Origin of the sequence: Stenotrophomonas sp. GD03777 (assembly GCF_029842485.1) — a bacterium.
Taxonomy (GTDB): Bacteria; Pseudomonadota; Gammaproteobacteria; order Xanthomonadales; family Xanthomonadaceae; genus Stenotrophomonas; species Stenotrophomonas sepilia.
In genome coordinates this window covers 1-17,757 of record NZ_JAOCGL010000040.1, presented here as the reverse complement: position 1 = coordinate 17,757, position 17,757 = coordinate 1, and the positions used below count along the sequence as shown (strand labels likewise).

Annotated in this window: 20 protein-coding genes; 5 read left to right on the top strand and 15 right to left on the bottom strand. The window is 66.2% G+C overall.

Annotation, left to right across the window (positions count from 1 at the left end; translation table 11 throughout):
- Positions 1 to 4: 4 nt before the first annotated feature.
- The 6 genes from pilV to grxD form a co-directional block, all read right to left on the bottom strand.
- Positions 5 to 502 carry a type IV pilus modification protein PilV gene (gene pilV / locus N5E02_RS10720; RefSeq protein WP_111202162.1) on the bottom strand — a complete coding sequence of 166 codons (498 nt, stop codon included), beginning with the start codon at positions 500 to 502 and terminating at the stop codon, positions 5 to 7.
- Positions 499 to 1,014: a Tfp pilus assembly protein FimT/FimU gene (locus tag N5E02_RS10715; protein ID WP_005415961.1), complete on the bottom strand. Its 516-nt coding sequence runs from the start codon at positions 1,012 to 1,014 to the stop codon at positions 499 to 501. The genes pilV and N5E02_RS10715 overlap by 4 nt, the downstream gene beginning before the upstream one ends.
- A 161-nt stretch (positions 1,015 to 1,175) precedes the next feature.
- Positions 1,176 to 2,564, bottom strand: a complete 1,389-nt coding sequence (gene ppnN, locus N5E02_RS10710) for a nucleotide 5'-monophosphate nucleosidase PpnN (RefSeq protein WP_019659018.1) — start codon at positions 2,562 to 2,564, stop codon at positions 1,176 to 1,178.
- Positions 2,565 to 2,817: 253 nt separating this feature from the next.
- Positions 2,818 to 6,039, bottom strand: a complete 3,222-nt coding sequence (locus N5E02_RS10705) for a carboxypeptidase regulatory-like domain-containing protein (protein ID WP_072166746.1) — start codon at positions 6,037 to 6,039, stop codon at positions 2,818 to 2,820.
- Positions 6,040 to 6,271: 232 nt separating this feature from the next.
- On the bottom strand, positions 6,272 to 7,048 hold the full coding sequence (locus tag N5E02_RS10700; RefSeq protein WP_095378751.1) for an SDR family NAD(P)-dependent oxidoreductase: 777 nt from the start codon (positions 7,046 to 7,048) through the stop codon (positions 6,272 to 6,274).
- The gene (gene grxD / locus N5E02_RS10695; RefSeq protein ID WP_005415957.1) at positions 7,045 to 7,365 is read right to left on the bottom strand and encodes a Grx4 family monothiol glutaredoxin; all 321 of its coding nucleotides are present in this window, start codon (positions 7,363 to 7,365) and stop codon (positions 7,045 to 7,047) included. Before grxD ends, N5E02_RS10700 begins: the two co-directional genes overlap by 4 nt.
- A gap of 120 nt (positions 7,366 to 7,485) precedes the next feature.
- On the opposite strand from grxD, the gene N5E02_RS10690 reads away from it, so the two are divergent.
- Complete coding sequence (locus N5E02_RS10690; protein ID WP_032954072.1) at positions 7,486 to 8,064, top strand: superoxide dismutase; 579 nt, start codon at positions 7,486 to 7,488, stop codon at positions 8,062 to 8,064.
- Positions 8,065 to 8,101: 37 nt separating this feature from the next.
- On the opposite strand, the gene N5E02_RS10685 is transcribed toward N5E02_RS10690, so the two are convergent.
- The 3 genes from N5E02_RS10685 to purE form a co-directional block, all read right to left on the bottom strand.
- Positions 8,102 to 8,443 (bottom strand): carboxymuconolactone decarboxylase family protein, encoded by a 342-nt coding sequence (locus N5E02_RS10685; protein ID WP_005415955.1) that lies wholly within the window; start codon positions 8,441 to 8,443, stop codon positions 8,102 to 8,104.
- 125 nt (positions 8,444 to 8,568) lie between these two features.
- Positions 8,569 to 9,717 carry a 5-(carboxyamino)imidazole ribonucleotide synthase gene (locus N5E02_RS10680; RefSeq protein WP_279946240.1) on the bottom strand — a complete coding sequence of 383 codons (1,149 nt, stop codon included), beginning with the start codon at positions 9,715 to 9,717 and terminating at the stop codon, positions 8,569 to 8,571.
- Positions 9,714 to 10,217: a 5-(carboxyamino)imidazole ribonucleotide mutase gene (gene purE, locus N5E02_RS10675; RefSeq protein WP_005412808.1), complete on the bottom strand. Its 504-nt coding sequence runs from the start codon at positions 10,215 to 10,217 to the stop codon at positions 9,714 to 9,716. Before purE ends, N5E02_RS10680 begins: the two co-directional genes overlap by 4 nt.
- A gap of 58 nt (positions 10,218 to 10,275) precedes the next feature.
- Between purE and N5E02_RS10670 the strand changes: the two genes are divergently transcribed.
- The 4 genes from N5E02_RS10670 (at position 10,276) to N5E02_RS10655 (ending at position 12,981) form a co-directional block, all read left to right on the top strand.
- Positions 10,276 to 10,545 carry a Trm112 family protein gene (locus N5E02_RS10670; RefSeq protein WP_005415953.1) on the top strand — a complete coding sequence of 90 codons (270 nt, stop codon included), beginning with the start codon at positions 10,276 to 10,278 and terminating at the stop codon, positions 10,543 to 10,545.
- The gene (gene nadC, locus N5E02_RS10665; RefSeq protein WP_005415952.1) at positions 10,542 to 11,393 is read left to right on the top strand and encodes a carboxylating nicotinate-nucleotide diphosphorylase; all 852 of its coding nucleotides are present in this window, start codon (positions 10,542 to 10,544) and stop codon (positions 11,391 to 11,393) included. Before N5E02_RS10670 ends, nadC begins: the two co-directional genes overlap by 4 nt.
- A 180-nt stretch (positions 11,394 to 11,573) precedes the next feature.
- Positions 11,574 to 12,563, top strand: a complete 990-nt coding sequence (locus tag N5E02_RS10660) for a DUF2272 domain-containing protein (RefSeq protein WP_164093052.1) — start codon at positions 11,574 to 11,576, stop codon at positions 12,561 to 12,563.
- Positions 12,564 to 12,630: 67 nt separating this feature from the next.
- Positions 12,631 to 12,981, top strand: a complete 351-nt coding sequence (locus N5E02_RS10655) for a DUF3301 domain-containing protein (protein ID WP_005415950.1) — start codon at positions 12,631 to 12,633, stop codon at positions 12,979 to 12,981.
- 103 nt (positions 12,982 to 13,084) lie between these two features.
- On the opposite strand, the gene N5E02_RS10650 is transcribed toward N5E02_RS10655, so the two are convergent.
- The 6 genes from N5E02_RS10650 to N5E02_RS10625 form a co-directional block, all read right to left on the bottom strand.
- Positions 13,085 to 13,537, bottom strand: coding sequence for a ClpXP protease specificity-enhancing factor (locus N5E02_RS10650; RefSeq protein WP_005415949.1), 453 nt, complete (start codon positions 13,535 to 13,537; stop codon positions 13,085 to 13,087).
- 84 nt (positions 13,538 to 13,621) lie between these two features.
- Positions 13,622 to 14,257 carry a glutathione S-transferase N-terminal domain-containing protein gene (locus N5E02_RS10645; protein WP_111127095.1) on the bottom strand — a complete coding sequence of 212 codons (636 nt, stop codon included), beginning with the start codon at positions 14,255 to 14,257 and terminating at the stop codon, positions 13,622 to 13,624.
- A gap of 134 nt (positions 14,258 to 14,391) precedes the next feature.
- Positions 14,392 to 15,141: a cytochrome c1 gene (locus tag N5E02_RS10640; RefSeq protein WP_049414892.1), complete on the bottom strand. Its 750-nt coding sequence runs from the start codon at positions 15,139 to 15,141 to the stop codon at positions 14,392 to 14,394.
- A complete protein-coding gene (locus N5E02_RS10635) occupies positions 15,134 to 16,393 on the bottom strand; it encodes a cytochrome bc complex cytochrome b subunit (protein ID WP_049451337.1) in 1,260 nt (419 codons plus the stop codon). The genes N5E02_RS10640 and N5E02_RS10635 overlap by 8 nt, the downstream gene beginning before the upstream one ends.
- A complete protein-coding gene (petA, locus tag N5E02_RS10630; protein ID WP_004151998.1) occupies positions 16,393 to 17,013 on the bottom strand; it encodes a ubiquinol-cytochrome c reductase iron-sulfur subunit in 621 nt (206 codons plus the stop codon). Before petA ends, N5E02_RS10635 begins: the two co-directional genes overlap by 1 nt.
- Before the next feature lie 158 nt (positions 17,014 to 17,171).
- The coding region (locus tag N5E02_RS10625) for a lytic transglycosylase domain-containing protein (RefSeq protein WP_279946239.1) at positions 17,172 to 17,757 on the bottom strand (586 nt) is incomplete at its 5' end.

The window sequence follows — 17,757 nt, the reverse complement described above, 5'->3', positions numbered from 1 at the left end:
ATGTTCACAGGAAGGTCGTCAGGCCGAAGGTGGTAAGGCTGTCGGGGTCCTTCGGATCCCAGCGCTGGTCACCCCAGCTGATGGCCACGGTGACCTCGCCGGTGCTCTGCACGAAGGTCACCTGTGCGCTGGCCTTCTCGCCCAGCGTGCGTGCGACCTCGCACTGCCAGCGCGCGACGTTCGCCTGCGGCGTCACGGCGGCGCCGGTCGGCCAGGCGCAGGCGCCGCTGGGCTTCACCGAGCCGGCCGAGAACGAGGCCGAGGAATAGGCGCCACCGGCCAGGGTGTCGGTGCGCTGCGCGCGCATCAGTTCGATCAGGTCGTTGGCCAGGTTGGTCGCCTGGGTGCGGTAGTTCGCGCTCTGCACGAAGCGGACGTTGGTGGTCTGCAGCAGGGCGAAGCCCAGCAGCCCGAATGCCAGGATCAGCACCGCCACCATCACTTCGATCAGGCTGAAGCCCCCCTGCGACGAACGCGGGTGGGCCAGGTTGCGGCGGCTCATGAGCAGGTTCCCTTGGTCACCCGGACCTGGCCGGATTGGTTGATCGTCAACGTGCTTTTCGATTCGCCGGCCTTGCACGCATCCGGCGACAGCACCAGCGTCTGATCGGCGACCGCCCTGCGCCGGCCGCGCCCGTCGAAGGCGATGACCGCGCCCGGCGGGCCAACTACGCTCAGCTGCGGATTGCCCTGTGAAAAGCGCAGCGCGACGTCATTGCTGCCCATCTGGCCGTCGCCATCCAGGTCGGACCAGGCCAGCACCCCCTTGGACCAGTCGCCATCACAGGCTTTGCCATCGGCGCTGCCACAGACGCCGCCACCGTTGCTGTTGCGGATGCCTTCGCTGCGGGCCAGGTTGGCCAGCGCGATCAGCTCGTTGTTGGCGGTCGCCAGCCGGTTCGAGCGGATCATGCCGCGGAAGCTCGGATAGGCGATCGACGCCAGGACCACGAAGACGGCCAGCGTGACCATCAGTTCAACCAGCGTGAAGCCGTTTTGCCGGCGCAAAGACATTGGACGCTCCCCAGCGTGTTGGTGGCCACGATGGGCCATCGCCCCGCCACCGGCAAGCGGCGGCAGGATGAACGGTCAATCCGGGGCGACGGGCGTCAAAGGCTTGACGACCCGCCCTTCCCTGCCAGTGCCGGCGCGATCCCCATCGCGCCGGCCCGGGTTCAGGCCAGCACCTGGTAGCAGGGCTGGTACTCGCCGGAGATCTTCATCCGGCGCTGTTCGACGAAGGCGCGCAGCAGCGCATCCAGCGCCTGCATCATGTCCGGGTCGCCGTGGATCTGGAACGGCCCGAACTGCTCGATGCGGCGCATGCCGTCTTCCTTCACGTTGCCGGCGACGATGCCCGAGAACGCGCGGCGCAGGTCGGCCGCCAGCGCGTGCGGGGCACGCCCGTGGTGCAGGTCCAACGCCGCCATCGCTTCGTGGGTGGGTACGAACGGCTGCTGGTACTCCCACGGAATCTCGATCGACCAGTTGAAGAAGAACGAGTCCTTCTGCGCCAGGCGGTGCTCGCGCACGCGCTTGATGCCAGTGGCCATCTTCTTCGCAACCGCCACCGGGTCGCCGATGATGATCTCGTAGCGCTCGGCAGCCGCATCGCCCAGGGTCAGGCGGATGAAGCGATCAATCTGCTCGAAGTACGGCGCCGCTACCGTCGGGCCGGTCAGGATCAGCGGGAACGGCAGGTCCTTGTTCTCCTCGCGCAGCAGGATGCCGAGCAGGTACAGGATCTCTTCGGCGGTGCCGACGCCACCGGCGAACACGATGATGCCGTGCCCGATGCGGACGAAGGCCTCAAGGCGCTTCTCGATGTCCGGCATGATCACCAGGTGGTTGACGATCGGGTTCGGCGACTCGGCGGCGATGATGCCCGGCTCGGTCAGGCCGATGTAACGCGTCACGGTACGGCGCTGCTTGGCGTGGGCGATGGTGGCACCCTTCATCGGGCCCTTCATCGCGCCCGGGCCACAGCCGGTGCAGATGTCCAGGCCGCGCAGGCCCAGTTCATAGCCCACCTGCTTGGTGTACAGGTATTCGTCGCGCGAGATCGAGTGTCCGCCCCAGCACACCACCAGGTTCGGATCACCCGGATTGAGGATGCGCGCGTTGCGCAGCAGGCCGAACACCGCGTTGGTGATGCCCTCGGATGACTCCAGCTCGGCCGCGTAGGCCGGGCCCATTTCGATGGCCATGTAGGCCAGGTCGCGCACGACGGCGAACAGCAGTTCGGCGACGCCGCGGATGATCTCGCCGTCGACGAAGGCCATCGCCGGCGCGTTGACCAGATCGATGCGCACGCCACGATCCTGCTGCGCCACCTGGATGTCGAAATCAGGGTAGAGATCGCGCGCGGCGCGCGGATCGTCCGAGGCGCTGCCGCTGGTCAGCACGGCCAGCGCGCAGCGGCGCAGCAGCTCATGCATGCCGCCGGCGGAGGCATCGCGCAGGCGTGCCACCTCGGCCCGCGACAGCACATCCAGCCCACCGCGCGGGTAGATCCGGGCATCCTGCACCGGCAGTGCACGGGCCGATTTTTCGTTCGTGGTCATATCCAATTTTTTCGCTTCCTTCAAGGTTTCCGACTGTACTGCCGCCCCCTTAAAAAGCAAAACGGCCGGGAAACCCGACCGTTGGATGTGTGCCACCCGCGTCCGCCATTCCGGGACCGCATCGGCGGCGTTGGCACCGCGCACATTTCCGGATGCTACGCCGTTGCCCCACGCCCTGCAAGGACTTTCGCCTGAACGGGAAACGGCCGGGTTTCCCCGGCCGTTTCCACTTACCGCTTCAAGCGCTGATGGATCAGAACTTGTACTTCAGGGTCAGCTGCATCGACCAACGCGACACGGCGGTGTTGCCCTTGTCGTTGTTGTTTTCCTGCACCGACGGGTTGTCGGTCGAACCAGTGAAGGAGTACACGTACTTGCCGGTGGCCGGATCGATACCTGCGTAGTTGGCAACGCGACGGGTCGAGTAGAAGCCGTAGTCGTCGATCAGGCCCCACTTCTTGTTCAGCAGGTTGCCGACATTCATGATGTCCAGGGCGACTTCACCCTTGTGCCCCTTCATGAAGCCCGGGAATTCCTGGCTGACGCGGACGTCGAAGCTGTTGACCCACGAGGCGCGGTGGCGGTTGGCCGGGACCACGCTGCCACGGTAGGCATCGAGTTCCGGGTTCTGCGCCAGCCAGTCGAAGAACTGCTTCTCCATCGCGGCACCGCCGGTGAACAGCACGTCGCCCGGACCCTTCGGCACGTAGAACAGGTCGTTGGTGGCAGCACCGTCGCCGTTGGCATCGTTGTAGAAGATGTAGCTGTACGGACGGCCCGAACGGCCTTCGTAGAACAGGCCGACGCGGGTGGCGTTGTCACCGAAGAAGTTGTGCTTCCACTCCAGGGTGCCGGTGACGCGGTCCTTCATCGCATAACGCGAGTTGTAGGCCACGTTCTCGTTGGCATTGAAGATCAGCGTGTTGTTCCAGTTCGAGGTGTTCTGCGAGCTGGACAGCGGGCTGACTTCGGTGGACTTGGTGTAGGTGTAACCCAGCGACCAGCCCCAGTTCTCGGTCAACGGCTTGGCCAGCGAGAAGGTGGCCTGGGTGCCGCGGCCCTTGTCGGTGTTGCGCAGGACCAGAACGTCGCCGATGTCGGACGGACGGTTGGCGCGGTCAACCGCACCCTTGGTACCGGTCGACATGCCGTAGTCGACACCCTTGTCGATACGGGTATTGGCCTGGTTGCGGCCAGCGGCGTTCCAGTAGATCGCGCGGCCATCCTGACCGAAGGCGGTCGGCGCCGACACGTCCAGACGGTCGAAGTAGATGCCGTCCTTGACCTTGGTGAACAGCACTTCGGCCGACGCGACGATGCCGTACCACGGCAGCTCATGGTCGAACGCCAGGTTGGCCTTCCACACCGACGGCAGGCGGGTGCCCGGCGCGATGATGTCGACGTTCTGACGGGCCGAAGCCGGGCCACCGGCCGGGATGTACGGGTTGTTGCCGTCCGGAGTGAAGGCACCGGCCGGGATGCTGCGCTCGTCGTACTCGATGTAGTTCAGGCCGGTGTTCTGGTAGGCACCTGCCAGCCACACGTTCGGGGCGGCGCCGCCGAACAGGCCCACGCCACCGCGCAGCTGGGTCGGGCGATCGCTGTCGAAGGTGTAGTTGAAGCCGACGCGCGGCTGCACCAGGTTCTTGTCGACCAGCTTGGTGTTGTTGAAGCCGTACAGCTGCTCGATGCGCGGGTTGTACAGGCGCTGGGTGCTGAAGTCAGGCATGTCGATGCGCACGCCGAACATCAGGTTCAGATTGTAGTTGATCGCCCAGGTGTCCTGCACGAACACGCCGGTGTTCTTCAGGGTGAAGTCGGCCGGGATGTCGCTGCGGCTGCCATCGGCGCGCGGAGCGCGCAGCTGGTAGCGCGAAGCCTTGCCCGCCAGGAAATCGTTGACGCTGTTGAATTCGTACACGCCGTTGAGGTTGCGGCCGTAGAAGTTCATCAGGTCATTCTTCGAGTAATCGAAGCCGAACTTGACGGTGTGGTCACCGATGTACCAGGTACCGGCACCAAAGGCGCTCAGTTCCTTCGACTCGACGATGTTGACGTGGGTGTTCTGTTCGGTACCGACGTACAGCGAATCGTTGCCCGACTTGATGCGGATCTGCGGCATGTCCACCAGCGGGACGCGGTTGGCCGAGTAATCCTTGTGCGAGACCTTGAACTCGGTCGAGAAGTTCTCGGACCAGTCACTGAACAGTTCGCCCATCCAGGTTTCGTACTGGGTCGGCTGCTGGTACCAGAAGTTGCTCAGCGAGATGGCGCTGCTGCTGACCTGCGGGAAGCGAACGACGTTCTGCTCCATCTTGTTGTAGCGCAGGGCCGCACGGTGGTTCTCGTTGATGTTCCAGTCCAGCTTGACCGCGTACTCTTCGATCTCGGTCTTGCTGTTCGGCGCCGCCAGGCTGCCCGGGTCGTAGCCCAGCTTGCCCAGGAAGTTCTGGACGTCGGTGATCTGCTGCTGGGTGATGGTGCCACGGCCGATCGGCGTGTCGCTCAGGGCGACGCCGGCAGCCGAGCGCTCGTACTTTTCATAGTTGGTGAAAAAGAACAGCTTGTCCTTGACGATCGGACCGCCGAAGGTCATGCCGTAGGTCTTCTCGTCCTCGAAGCCGTTGAAGTCCTGCTTGTCACCTTCCAGGCGCGAGCGGACCATGTCCTTGTCGCGGTACGAACCGTACACGGTGCCGTGGAATTCATTGGTACCCGACTTGGTCACGGCGTTGATCACCGCGCCGGTGCCACCGGCGATGGTGGTGTCGTAGTTGGCCAGGTCGATGTTGATTTCCTGGATGGCGTCCATCGACACCGGCTGACGCTCGGTCGGCAGGTTGTTGGAACCCAGGCCGAACGGATCGGAGGCGCTGATGCCGTCGATGCGGATGGCGTTGTAACGGGTATTCTGGCCGCCGGCCGAGATCGCGCCGTCCGCCTTGCTGACCTGCGAGATGCGCGGGTCGAGACGCACGTAGTCCTGGATGTTGCGGCTGGCCGACGGCAGCGCATCCATCGTTTCGCGGGTCACGTTGGTGCCGGTGCCCATCTTGTTGGCACTGAACAGGTCCAGGCCGCCGGCGGTGGCAACAACGTTCACCGCGTCCAGGTTGGTTGCAGCCAGGTCACCGCCCAGGTTGGCGTTGACGGTGTTGACCTGGTTCAGGTTCAGGTAGACACCTTCCTCGGTCTTGGTGCCTTCACCGGACTTGGTGATGGTGATGGTGTACGGACCACCCACGCGCAGGCCCCGCGCGTTGTATCGGCCCGACGCATCGGTGGTGGCACGCGAAACAGTGCCCGACTCGGTGTGCGTGATGGTGACTTCAGCGCCGGCGACAGGCTGGCCTGCAGCGGACATCACCTGGCCGCCGACACCGGCGGAGGTGCTGCTCTGGGCGAAGGCGGGAGCGGCAGCAAGTGCAGCCACGAGACCAAGGGTAAGCTTGGACATCCGGAGTGGGTGGGTCATTTTTCGGTAGCCTCGATGCGAGTTGGCGATGGCGGAAAAAAAGCGCATCCAAGCAGCCCTGCGGGTGGCTGATCGGAGAGTTATCTGGGGTTCCCTACCGCTCGGCTGAAGGCAGCCCTAACGGTTAACACTAGATTAACACGCTACGCCATCAATGTGACGGTTGTGCGACAAACGGCACCGGTTCGCAACGCAATCGTGACGGGTTCTTCACTCCGTCTTCCCACAGGGCTCACCTTTCCCGAGGCGTCTCACTGGCATCGAGAATCTGTCCGCGCCAGGCGCTCCCAGCGGCGGACAGCAGGGTCACCGCAGCGGCCGCCGCGGCTTCTGGGCCTTGCGCAGCCGGGTCCTGGTCCACGGAATAGGCGCGGGCCCGAAGCGCCGTGCGCAGGGGGCCGGGGTACAGGCCGCTGACCCGGACGGGACTGCGGCCCAGTTCATCGTGCAGGCTGGCGATCAGGCCACGCAGGCCGTGCTGGGCTACGCCATACCCCCCCCAATAGGCCTGCCCCACCCGGTCGGGGGCATCGACCGCGAACACCATGGCGGCATCCTCGCGTTGCCGCAGCAGCGGCAGGCAGGCCTGGGCCAGCCAGGCCGGTGCGGTCAGGGTGACATGGACCGCACGGGCGAAACTGGCCGGGTCAGCCAGTTCAAACGGAGTCAGCCCGGGGAAATGCGCGGCGCAGACCAGCAGTCCATCCAGTCGCCCCAGCTCGCGCTGCAGGGCCTGGGCCAGTTCGGCATAGTCATCGGGGCTGGCGCCTTCCAGGTCCAGCGGGTACAGAAGCGGTTCCGGACCGACCGCCTGGACCTGGGCATAGACCCGGTCCAACCGGCGCGGCTTGCGTCCCAGCAGGACCACGGTGGCACCGGCTGCGGCTGCGGCGACCGCCGCGGCACTGCCCAGCCCTCCCCCGGCGCCGGCGACCAGTACGACGCGATCCTGCAACGGGCGGCCATCGATCGCCCCGTCAGTCGGTGACGTCGACGGCCAGGCACTCATCCCTGGGTCGCCTCTTCGACGATGCGCTTGAGCTCGCCGGATTCAAACAGTTCCATGACGATGTCGCAGCCGCCGATCAACTCACCGTTGATGAACAGCTGCGGGAAGGTCGGCAGATTGGAAAAGCGCGGCAGGTTGGCGCGGATCTCCGGCTCTTCGAGCACGTTGACAGTGCGCAGGGTGACGGCGCCGGCTGCCATCAACGCCTGCACGGCGCGACTGGAAAAGCCGCACATCGGGTATTGCGGGGTGCCCTTCATGAACAGCACGAGCGGGTAACGATCGACCTCGGCCTGGATTTGCTGCATTACCGCCACAACCACACTCCTTGCTTCGCCGGACAAACCGACCGTGATGGTCGGCTAGACTGCCCACGGTAGCCGCCATTGTAAGCGGATGGAACAGGCTACCGCCGTCCCCTGGCCACGAACCTGCCCATGCCCGTCGAATTGCCTGCCCTGCCCTATCTCCCCGGCTCCCTGCAGCCCCACCTGTCCGCGCAGACCGTTGAGTTGCATCACGGCCGCCACCATCGCGCCTACGTTGACGCGGTCAACGCCGGCACTCTCGGCACCGAGTGGGAGGAGGCGTCACTGGAAGAGATCGTGCGCCATGCCCAGGGCACGCTGTTCGATGCGGCCGCCCAGGCCTGGAACCACGGCTTCTATTGGCAGTGCCTGCGCCCGCGCGGCGGCGGCGAGCCGCAGGGCCGGCTGGGCGAGCTGGTCAAGCGCCAGTTCGGTGATGCGCAGCGCCTGCGCGAGGAATTCAACCGCACCGCGCTGGGCCTGTTCGGCTCGGGCTGGGTGTGGCTGGTGCAGCACCCCGGTGGCCAGCTCGGCATCCAGGCCACCCGCAACGCCGGCACGCCACTGACCGGCGAAAGCACCCCGCTGCTGTGCTGCGATGTCTGGGAGCACGCCTACTACACCGATTACCAGAATGATCGCGCGCGTTACCTGGATGCCTTCTGGCAGATGGTCAACTGGGAATTCGCCGAAAGCCAGCTGCGCTGAGGCAGCGGCCGGCACTACCGAAATGCAGAGCGGAGCTTCACGCGTTCTCGTGCGCAGCCACCGCGTCCATCACCCGCGCCGAGTACACCAGCGCCGCGCCGGCGTTGAGCGACACCGCCACGCCCAGTGCTTCGGTGATTTCCTCGCGGCTGGCGCCATGCTTCAGCGCAGCGTCCACGTGCACGGTGATGCAGCCGTCGCAGCGGGTGGTCACCGCCACCGCCAATGCGATCAGCTCACGGGTCTTGGCATCCAGATGGTTGGTCTGGGCACCGGCATTGGCCAGGGTGGCGTAGCCCTTGACCGTGTCCGGCGAGAGCTTGCCGATCTCGCCGATGCGGCCCTTCAGTTCCTTGCGGTAGGCATTCCAGTCGAGCATGGTCGTGACTCCTGTGAAAGGAGCTCCACGCTACCACCGACAATGGTGCGCCGATGCCTGCACCGGCGCGCCACACCGTTGCAGGCATACAAGGTTGTGCCGGCCATTGGCCGGCACGCCCGGGCTCAGCGGTTGCGCAGCGCGTGCACCGCCGGCGCCACCTGGGCCTGGCGGTCCAGCTCCAGGCCGACCTGGTCCAGCGCATCGGCCAATGCAGCGGCATCATCGTCGCGCAACGTGGCGTGGCCGACCTTGCGACCTTCGCGCGGCTCCTTGCCGTAGTCGTGCCAATGGCCACTGGCCTGACCCAGCACCGGCGCCGGATCGGGCATCACGCCCAGCCAGTTCAGCATGCAGGCATGGCCGAGCATGCGGGTGCTGCCCAGCGGCAGGCCCAGCACCGCACGCAGATGGTTCTCGAACTGCGAGGTCTCGCTGCCTTCGATGGTCCAGTGGCCGGAGTTGTGCACGCGCGGTGCCATCTCGTTGGCCAGCAGCTCACCATCACGGCAGAACAGCTCCAGCGCGAACACGCCCACATACTGCAGGTGCTCGGCGACGCGGCGGGCATAGCCGACCGCTGCCTGCTGCTCGGCGTCGGACAGCACCGCCGGTGCCACGCTGGCCGACAGCACGCCGTCGACATGCCAGTTGCCGGTGACCGGCCAGGCTTCGAAGCTGCCATCGCGGCCACGCACGGCCACCACGCTGACCTCGCGCTGGAAGGCCACGAAGCCTTCCAGGATCAGTCCGGTGCGCTCCACCTGGGCACCGAGCGCATCCCATGCGGCGTCGATGTCGGCTTCGCTGCGCAGGCGGAACTGACCCTTGCCGTCGTAGCCGAGGCGGCGGGTCTTGAGGATGCACGGCAGGCCGAACTCAGCCACCTTCGCCGCCAGCGCGTCGCGGCTGCGGATGTCGGCGAAGGCCGGCAGCGGAATACCCAGCTGCTGGAACAGGGTCTTCTCGCTCAACCGGTCCTGGGCCACCGCCAGCGCGGCCGGCGGCGGATAGACCGGCACGCGGTCGGCCAGGAACTGTGCACTGTCGGCAGGCACGTTCTCGAAATCGAAGGTGACCACATCGACCTTGGCGGCGAAGTCCGCCAAGGCCTGGCGGTCGTCGAAGGGGCCCACGGTGAGCGGCGCCAGCGGGCCGCTGCAGGCGTCGGCGGCCGGGTCGTACAGTTCGAAGCGCAGCCCCAGCGGCGCACCGGCCAGGACCATCATGCGGGCGAGCTGGCCGCCGCCCAGGATGCCGACAGTCAGGCTCATTGGCGCGGATCGTCGTGGGCCATCACGTCTTCGGTCTGGCGTGCACGGAAGGCATCGAGCGCCTGGCCGATCGCCGGCTGGTCGCTGGCCAGCATCGCCGCCGCGAACAGCGCGGCGTTGGAGGCGCCGGCGTTGCCGATGGCGAAGGTGGCGACCGGGATGCCGGCCGGCATCTGCACGATCGACAGCAGGGAATCCATTCCGTTGAGGGCCTTGGACTGCACCGGCACGCCCAGCACCGGCACGGCGGTCTTGGCCGCGATCATGCCCGGCAGGTGCGCGGCCCCGCCGGCACCGGCGATGATCGCGCGCAGGCCACGCGGGCCCGCCTGCTCGGCGTAACTGAACAACACATCCGGCGTCCGATGCGCGGACACCACCTTCACTTCGAACGGAACACCCAGGGCTTCAAGCTTCTGGGCGGCGTGCTGCATGGTTTCCCAGTCGGAACGGGAACCCATGACGATGCCGACAAGCGGCGCGATCGGGTTGGGGGTCATTGGCCGTCACCTGCCTTAAAGACGTATTCTAGCCGTCTTCCACGCAAGACGAAGAACCATGGATCGCAAGCTGCTCGACCTGCTGGTGTCCCCGGACACCCGCCAGCCCCTGTCCCTGCTGGATGGCAAGGGCCTGGAAGCCCTCAACAAGGCCATTTCCGCCGGCACGGTGACCAAGGCCGATGGCAACCCGCTGGCGCAGCCGCTGCGCGAGGCGCTGGTCACCCGTGACCGCAAGCAGGTGTTCCGCGTCGACGACGGCATCCCGGTGCTGCTGGCCGAGGAAGCCATTCCGACCGCCCAGATCGCCGACTTCCCGGCTGCATGAGCACGCTGCCGACGCCGGATGCGGCCGTTGTCGCCGCCGATGTCGCGCGCGCGCTGGCCGAGGACCTGGGCAGCGGTGATGTCACCGCCGCCCTGCTCCCCGACCAGGCCGACAGCGCCTACCTGCTGTGCAAGCAGGATGCGGTGATCGCCGGGCGCCCCTGGTTCGACGCTACCCATCGCGCGCTCGACCCTGACGTGCGCATTGAATGGCACATCGCCGAAGGCGATGCCGTCACCGCCGGCACCGTGCTGGCCCTGCTGCACGGGCGCAGCCGCAGCCTGGTCAGTGCCGAGCGCACTTCGCTGAACTTCCTGCAGACGCTGTCCGGCACCGCGACCACCACTGCTCGCTACGTGGCTGCGGTAGCCGGTACCGGTACCCGCATCCTCGACACCCGCAAGACCCTGCCCGGCCTGCGCCTGGCGCAGAAGTACGCGGTGCGCTGCGGCGGCGGCGAGAACCACCGCTTCGGCCTGTACGACACGGTGATGCTGAAGGAGAACCACATCCGCGCCGCCGGTTCGCTGGCCGCGGCGGTGGCCGCCGCACGCCGGCAGTGGCCTGCGCTGCCACTGGTGGTCGAGGTCGAAGACCTGGCACAGCTGCGCCAGGCGCTCGAAGCCGGTTGCGAACGCATCCTGCTGGATGACTTCAGTCCCGACCTGCGCCGCGAGGCGGTGCGCATCACCGCCGGACGCATTCCGCTGGAAGTCTCCGGCAGCGTCGGCCTGGGCGGCCTGCGCTCGATCGCTGAGGATGGCGTCGATTGCATCTCCATCGGCGGACTGACCAAGCATGTGCAGGCCATCGATCTGTCGTTGAAGCTGGGCCCGCCGCCGGCTTGAGGCCTACGGGACCTTGTAGAGCCGAGCCCACGCTCGGCTGCTTCTCGATCTGCGGCGCGCCCGGCACCCGCTTTGCGCGATGAGCCGAGCGTAGGCTCGGCTCTACACGACCCGGGCGCCTTCACGGCTCGGCTACGCCAGCCTCTGCGACGCTGCGGGCATCCCCCACAGGAGCCGCGCATGCGCCGGATGCTCTTGCCTGCCTGTCTGCTGCTCGCGGCAGCCCCCTTGTCCGCCGCAGCCGCTGAAGCCTGCGATGTCCCTCCCCGCTTCGGCCTGAGCCCATTGGCGGTGGCCATCCGCAATACCGCCTGCAACGAGCACCGGTTGTGGTTCCGGCCCTTCATCGATCGCGATGGCCGCGCCGCCAGCCTCAGCGTCACCGAAGCCGAAAGCGATCACCTGGCCGACAACGGCCTGATCGCCTGGCAGCGCGTGGCCGGCTACTGGCGCAACAGCGGCACGCTCAACGCGATGGGCAGCATCGCCGGCGCCAGCAGCTGTCTGGCACCACTGGGCACGCGCTACACCGACAGCGACTGCCGCGCGTTCCTGATCGACAACCCGTGGTCGGCCGCTTTCATTTCCTGGGTGATGGTGCAGGCCGGCGTTCCCGGCTTCAACACGTCGCCGCGCCACATCGACTACATCCGTGCCGCGTACCAGGGCGGCCCCTCGGGCGTGCCGTACCGGCTGGTCGATCCCGCGACCGCAAAGCCCGCACCGGGCGACCTGTTGTGCTTCCTGCGCGACCGCAGCACGACGCTCAGCTACAGCGGGCTGGTGCAGGCGCTGGGCAACGGTTCGGTGGGCCACTGGAAATCGCATTGCGAAGTGGTGGTGGCTGCCAACCTGGGGGGCGACCAGACCCTGTACCTGGTCGGTGGCAACGTGATGAACACCGTGGCGATGCGCCTGCTGCCGCTGGACCGTACCGGATTGATCAAGCTGCCCCCGGCACGCGAACGCAACAGCACCGGCATCGAGCCCAGCTGCACGCCGGGCCGCGAGGACGAATGCAGCTTCAACCGCCAGGACTGGGCGGCCCTGCTGCAGTTGACCGCGACCGCGCCATTGGTGATGCCGTCACCCTCCGCAGCGCCGATGCAGGCCGTACCGGCCAACGCGCCCGCAGCGCCGACGACGGGCCAGCCACCGCCGAGGCGGTGATACCCGTGCTTGATCCAGCGCACGTTCGCCGCCATCTTTGCCGGATCGACCTCTGACGGCTGACGCCATGCCTACCCTGCTGCTGTTGTTGATTGCCGGCGGAATCATCTACTTCTTCTGGAACGCCGCACGCTCGGCCGCCGAGCGCGCGGTCGAGCTGGGACGCAATGCCTGCCGCGCCGCCGACGTGCAGTGGCTGGACCAGGCGGTGCACGCCACCGGCCTGCGACTGTCGCGTGGCGAAGATGGCCGGCTCGGTTTCGAGCGCACCTTCAAGTTCGAGTATTCCTACGATGGCATCGATCGCCACGTGGGCCGCATGGTGCTGCGTGGCGACCAGCTGATCTCGTTCACCGGCCCCGGTGCCGCGCGGATCAGCCAGATCCGGCCGGATGTGGAGGATGCCGAGGATGTGTAAGAACTGAAGGTGTGCCGACCAACGGTCGGCACCCACACAATTCCGGCACCCACCGCCAAACGGGCAAAGAAAAACGCCGCCCATCGGGGCGGCGTCGGAAGGGTTACTTGACCACGCGCAGGTTCGGGCGGCCCTTCGGCGGCGGACTGGCCGGCGGCGTGTCGTCCGGCGGCGTGCCTTCCTCGTGCAGCAGCTCATCGCGGGTCGGTGCGGTTTCGTTGCCCGGAATGTCATCCGGCAATGCCATGCCCTGCCCGGTCTCGCGGGCGTAGACCGCCAGCACGGCGCTGATCGGCACCTGCACCGGGTAGCTGGTTCCGGAGAAGCGGGCCGAGAAGCTCACCATTTCGTTGTCGATCATCAGCCGCACCACGGCACGTTCGGCGATGTTGAGCACGACCCGGCCATCCTTGACCGCCGAAGGCGGGACCTGCACGCCGGGGACGCCGGCGTCGACCAGGATGTGCGGGGTCAGCTGGTTGTCGTTGATCCATTCCACCAGCGCCCGCAGCAGGTACGGGCGGTGGCTGGTCATGTGGAAGAAGTCTTCGGTCATGCGTGAAGTGTACGCGCCCGGCGCCCCGCCGGGGCGGATCGTCTGCACGCCGGTCGGCGTGCAGACGGGTAACGCGGGGCCGGATCAGACCGGCAGGTCGCGCAGTTTCTTTTCCTGCTCGGTCAGGCTGCGGACAAATCCCGGATGGCGGAAGATGCGGTTGCCGTAGTCCTCGATCGCCTTGCCGTCCTTCGGCAGCGGCACATCCAGCGACTGCAGGCGCCAGATGATCGGCGCCATCGCGCAGTCGGCCAGGCTCATTTCCGGGTTGAGGAAGAACTTGCTGGCCTTGAACAGCGGCAGCGAGGCGGTCAGCAGTTCCTTCAGGCGCTTGCGCCCGGCCTCGGCCTGGGTTTTGTTGCCCAGCTGGACGGCCTGCACCTGCGGCACCCAGTCGTGCTCGATGCGGAGCATGGCCAGGCGGATGCGTGCACGCGACAACGGGTCGACCGGCATCAGTGGCGGATGCGGGTAGCGCTCATCCAGGTACTCGCTGACCACCGATGCGGCGTACAGCACCAGCTCGCGTTCGACCAGGGTCGGCACCGAGTGGTACGGATTGAGGTCGATCAGGTCTTCAGGCGGGTTCTGCGGATCGACCGGAACGAAGTCGAAGGTGACGCCCTTGGCCGCCAGGACCAGGCGTACACGGTGGCACAGTACGTCGTCGTTCGAGGAAAACAGCGTCAGTGTATTGCGCATGCGTACGCTCGCCGCCATCAAAGGCTCTCCCACGACAGGAGACCGCCTGCCGCATCGGCGCCGCCGGCACCGTGCCAGCGGTCGACTCCTCCCCGAGTGTGCAACCGACCATCACAAAAGCCAATAGGCCCATGCGATGGCCGGTGGCAGAATCAGTGAACGTCCTTCCAGTATTCCTTCTTCAGCAGGTACAGCAGGAAGGTCAGCAGGGCCAGGAACAGGATCACCCACACGCCCAGCTGCTGGCGCTTGAGTGCGGCCGGTTCGCCGGCGTATTCGAGGAAGTTGGTGATGTCCCGCACGGCCTGGTCGTACTGCCCGGCGTCCACCGATCCCGGCGTTTCAATCTTCAGGCCGGTCACCGGCGGGTCCATACCGGGCGCTTCCGCCTTGCCGTGCACCGCATGCTGCAGCCCCTGCATCTCCCACAGCGGGTTGGGCATGGAGGCGTTGGCGAACAGCGCGTTGTTCCAGCCCAGCGGGCGGCTGCTGTCCAGATAGAACGACTTGAGATAGGTATAGACCCAGTCGCTGCCACGCACACGCGCGATCAGGCTGAGATCGGGCGGCATCTTGCCGAACCACTTCTCCGCGTTTTCCTTGGGCATCGCCACCGGGATCGGGTCGCCGATCGCCGAGCCGGTGAAGTTGAGGTTGTTCATCACCTCTTCTTCGGTCAGGCCCAGGTCCTGCGCCATCCGCGAGTAGCGCAGGTACTTCAGCGCGTGGCAGCCGGAGCAGTAGTTCATGTACAGCTGCGCACCCCGCTGCAGCGAGGCGCGGTCACCGAGGTCGTTGCCGGCCTGCAGCAGCTTGGTGCCGCCCTCGGCGGCGGAGGCCAGGAAACTGCCCAGCATCAGGGTGGCCGTCAGGGCCAGCCGGACCATCCAGCGCTCAGTCATGCGTGGTCACCCTCTCCGGTACCGGCTTGGTCTTGTCCAACCTTGTCCATAGCGGCATGGTGATGAAGAACGCGAAGTACAGGAAGGTCAGCACCCGCCCGATGTAGGTTTCATGCACGTCGGTGCCCGGGCCGGAGCCGATCACGCCCAGCCACACGAAGCACACCGCCAGCACACCCAGCATCACCTTCGAGATCCAGCCGCGGTAGCGCACCGACTTCACCCTGGCCTTGTCCAGCCACGGCACCAGGAACAGGATCGCAATGGCCGAGAACATCACCAGCACGCCACCGAGCTTGTTCGGTACCACGCGCAACATCGCGTAGTAAGGCGTGTAGTACCAGACCGGCTTGATGTGTTCGGGGGTCACCAGGCGGTTGGCCTCGGTGAAGTTGTCGTGTTCCAGGAACAGGCCGCCGAAGCCCGGTGCGAAGAAGATGATGAAGGCGGCGATGATCAGCAGGAAGCCGGCGCCGACACCATCCTTGAGCGTGTAGTACGGATGGAACGGAATACCGTCGGCCGGAGCATTCGGCGACCAGCGGTTGCCCTTCGGCCCCTTCTTGATCTCCACGCCATCGGGGTTGTTCGACCCCACTTCGTGCAGCGCGCCCAGATGCAGCACCACCAGCAACAGCAGCACCAGCGGCAGTGCGATGACGTGCAGCGCGAAGAAGCGGTTGAGCGTGGCGTCACTGGGCAGGTAGTCGCCCATGATCCATTCGGTCAGGCCGTTGCCGATCACCGGTATCGCGCCGAACAGCGAGATGATCACTTTGGCGCCCCAGAACGACATCTGGCCCCACGGCAGCACATAGCCCATGAAGGCCTCGGCCATCAGCACCAGGTAGATCAGCATGCCCAGGATCCACACCAGCTCGCGCGGCTTCTGGTAGCTGCCGTACAGCAGGCCGCGGAACATGTGCAGGTAGACCACGATGAAGAACAGCGAGGCGCCGGTGGAGTGCATGTAGCGGATCAGCCAGCCCCACTCCACATCACGCATGATGTATTCGATGGAGCCGAACGCCTCGGCGGCGCTGGTCTTGTAGTGCATCGTCAGGAAGATGCCGGTGACGATCTGGTTGACCAGCACCAGCAGTGCCAGCGAACCGAAGTAGTACCAGATGTTGAAGTTCTTCGGCGCGTAATACTCGGTAACGTGCTTGCGGTAGACCGGCATCAGGCCCGGCGCGCGGGCATTGACCCAGTCGGCGACGCCGCTGGCGGTACGGGCGAGGATATTGGCCATCAGGCTGCCCCCTGCGGATCGACACCGATGATGATGGTGTTGTCGTCCTGGTAATGGTGCGCGGGCACCTTCAGGTTGATCGGTGCCGGCACATCCTTGAAGACGCGGCCGGACATGTCGAAGCGCGACTTGTGGCAGGGGCAGAAGTAGCCCCCCTTCCACTGCGGGTCGTAGGGCTCAGGCCGGATCTCGGCGACCATTTCCGGCGAGCAGCCCAGGTGCGTGCACAGGCCGACCAGCACGGAGATGTCCGGCTTGATCGAGCGCAGCTCGGGGTTCTGCTTCAGCACGTAGTCCGGCTGCTGGTCCTTCTCGCCGGACTCGGGGTCCTTGAGGCGGCCATCCAGCCCGTGCAGTGCATCCAGGATCGCCTTGGACCGCTTGACGATCCAGATCGGCTGGCCACGCCACTCCACGATCAGGCGTTGGCCTTCCTGCAGGGCGCTGATGTCGGCCACCACCGGTGCACCGGCAAGCTTGGCACGGGCACTGGGGTTCCAGGATTTGATGAAAGGAACGGCGGTGAATCCGACGCCGACGGCGCCAACCACAGCAGTGGTGGCAGAAAGAAAACGCCGACGTCCGGTGTTGACTGGATCGTGTACCCCATCGTTGGCCATCCGGCACTCCGATATTGATTAGGTAGCTTTAAGGCTGCCAGCGGATCCGGTGGGGGCCAGAGCCGCATTGAATCATGGGCGAGTGTAGCGGAACCGTCGCGCGCCACACAACGCATTGCAACAACATTGATTACGGGGTTGCCGGCCAGCGGCCGGCACTACTGGTGTGTCAATGCGGTGCGGTAACGCTCGGCCAGCTGTCCGACCCGGCGCACGTAGTACTGGGTCTCGCTGTAGGGCGGCACGCCACCGTGGCGGTCGACCGCGCCTTCGCCGGCGTTGTAGCCGGCCGCAGCCAGGGTCAGGTCGCCATTGAAGCGCTTCAGCAACCACGCAAGATACTGCACGCCACCACGGATGTTCTGCGCGGCATCGTAGGAATCGCTGACCCCGAAGCGGGCTGCGGTCGGCGGCATCAGCTGCATCAGGCCCTGCGCGCCGGCGCGGCTGAGCGCGGTCGGGTTGTAGGCCGACTCGGCGTGGATGATGGCGCGCACCACGGCTTCTTCGACGCCGAACTCGCGTGCGGCCGAGGTGATCTCGGTCTGGAACGCGGTGGTGTTCAAGCGCACCGAACCGAAGTCCACGCGTGGGTTGACGCCACAGGCATAACAGCGCTCCATGAAACTGTAGCGGATGGTACGCACCGGGCCGAGGTTGGCGACCTGGGTCGGCCGCGCACTGGTGTAGTGGCGCACCCCATCCTTCATGAAGGAGTAGACCTGGCCGCTGACCATCCGCCCG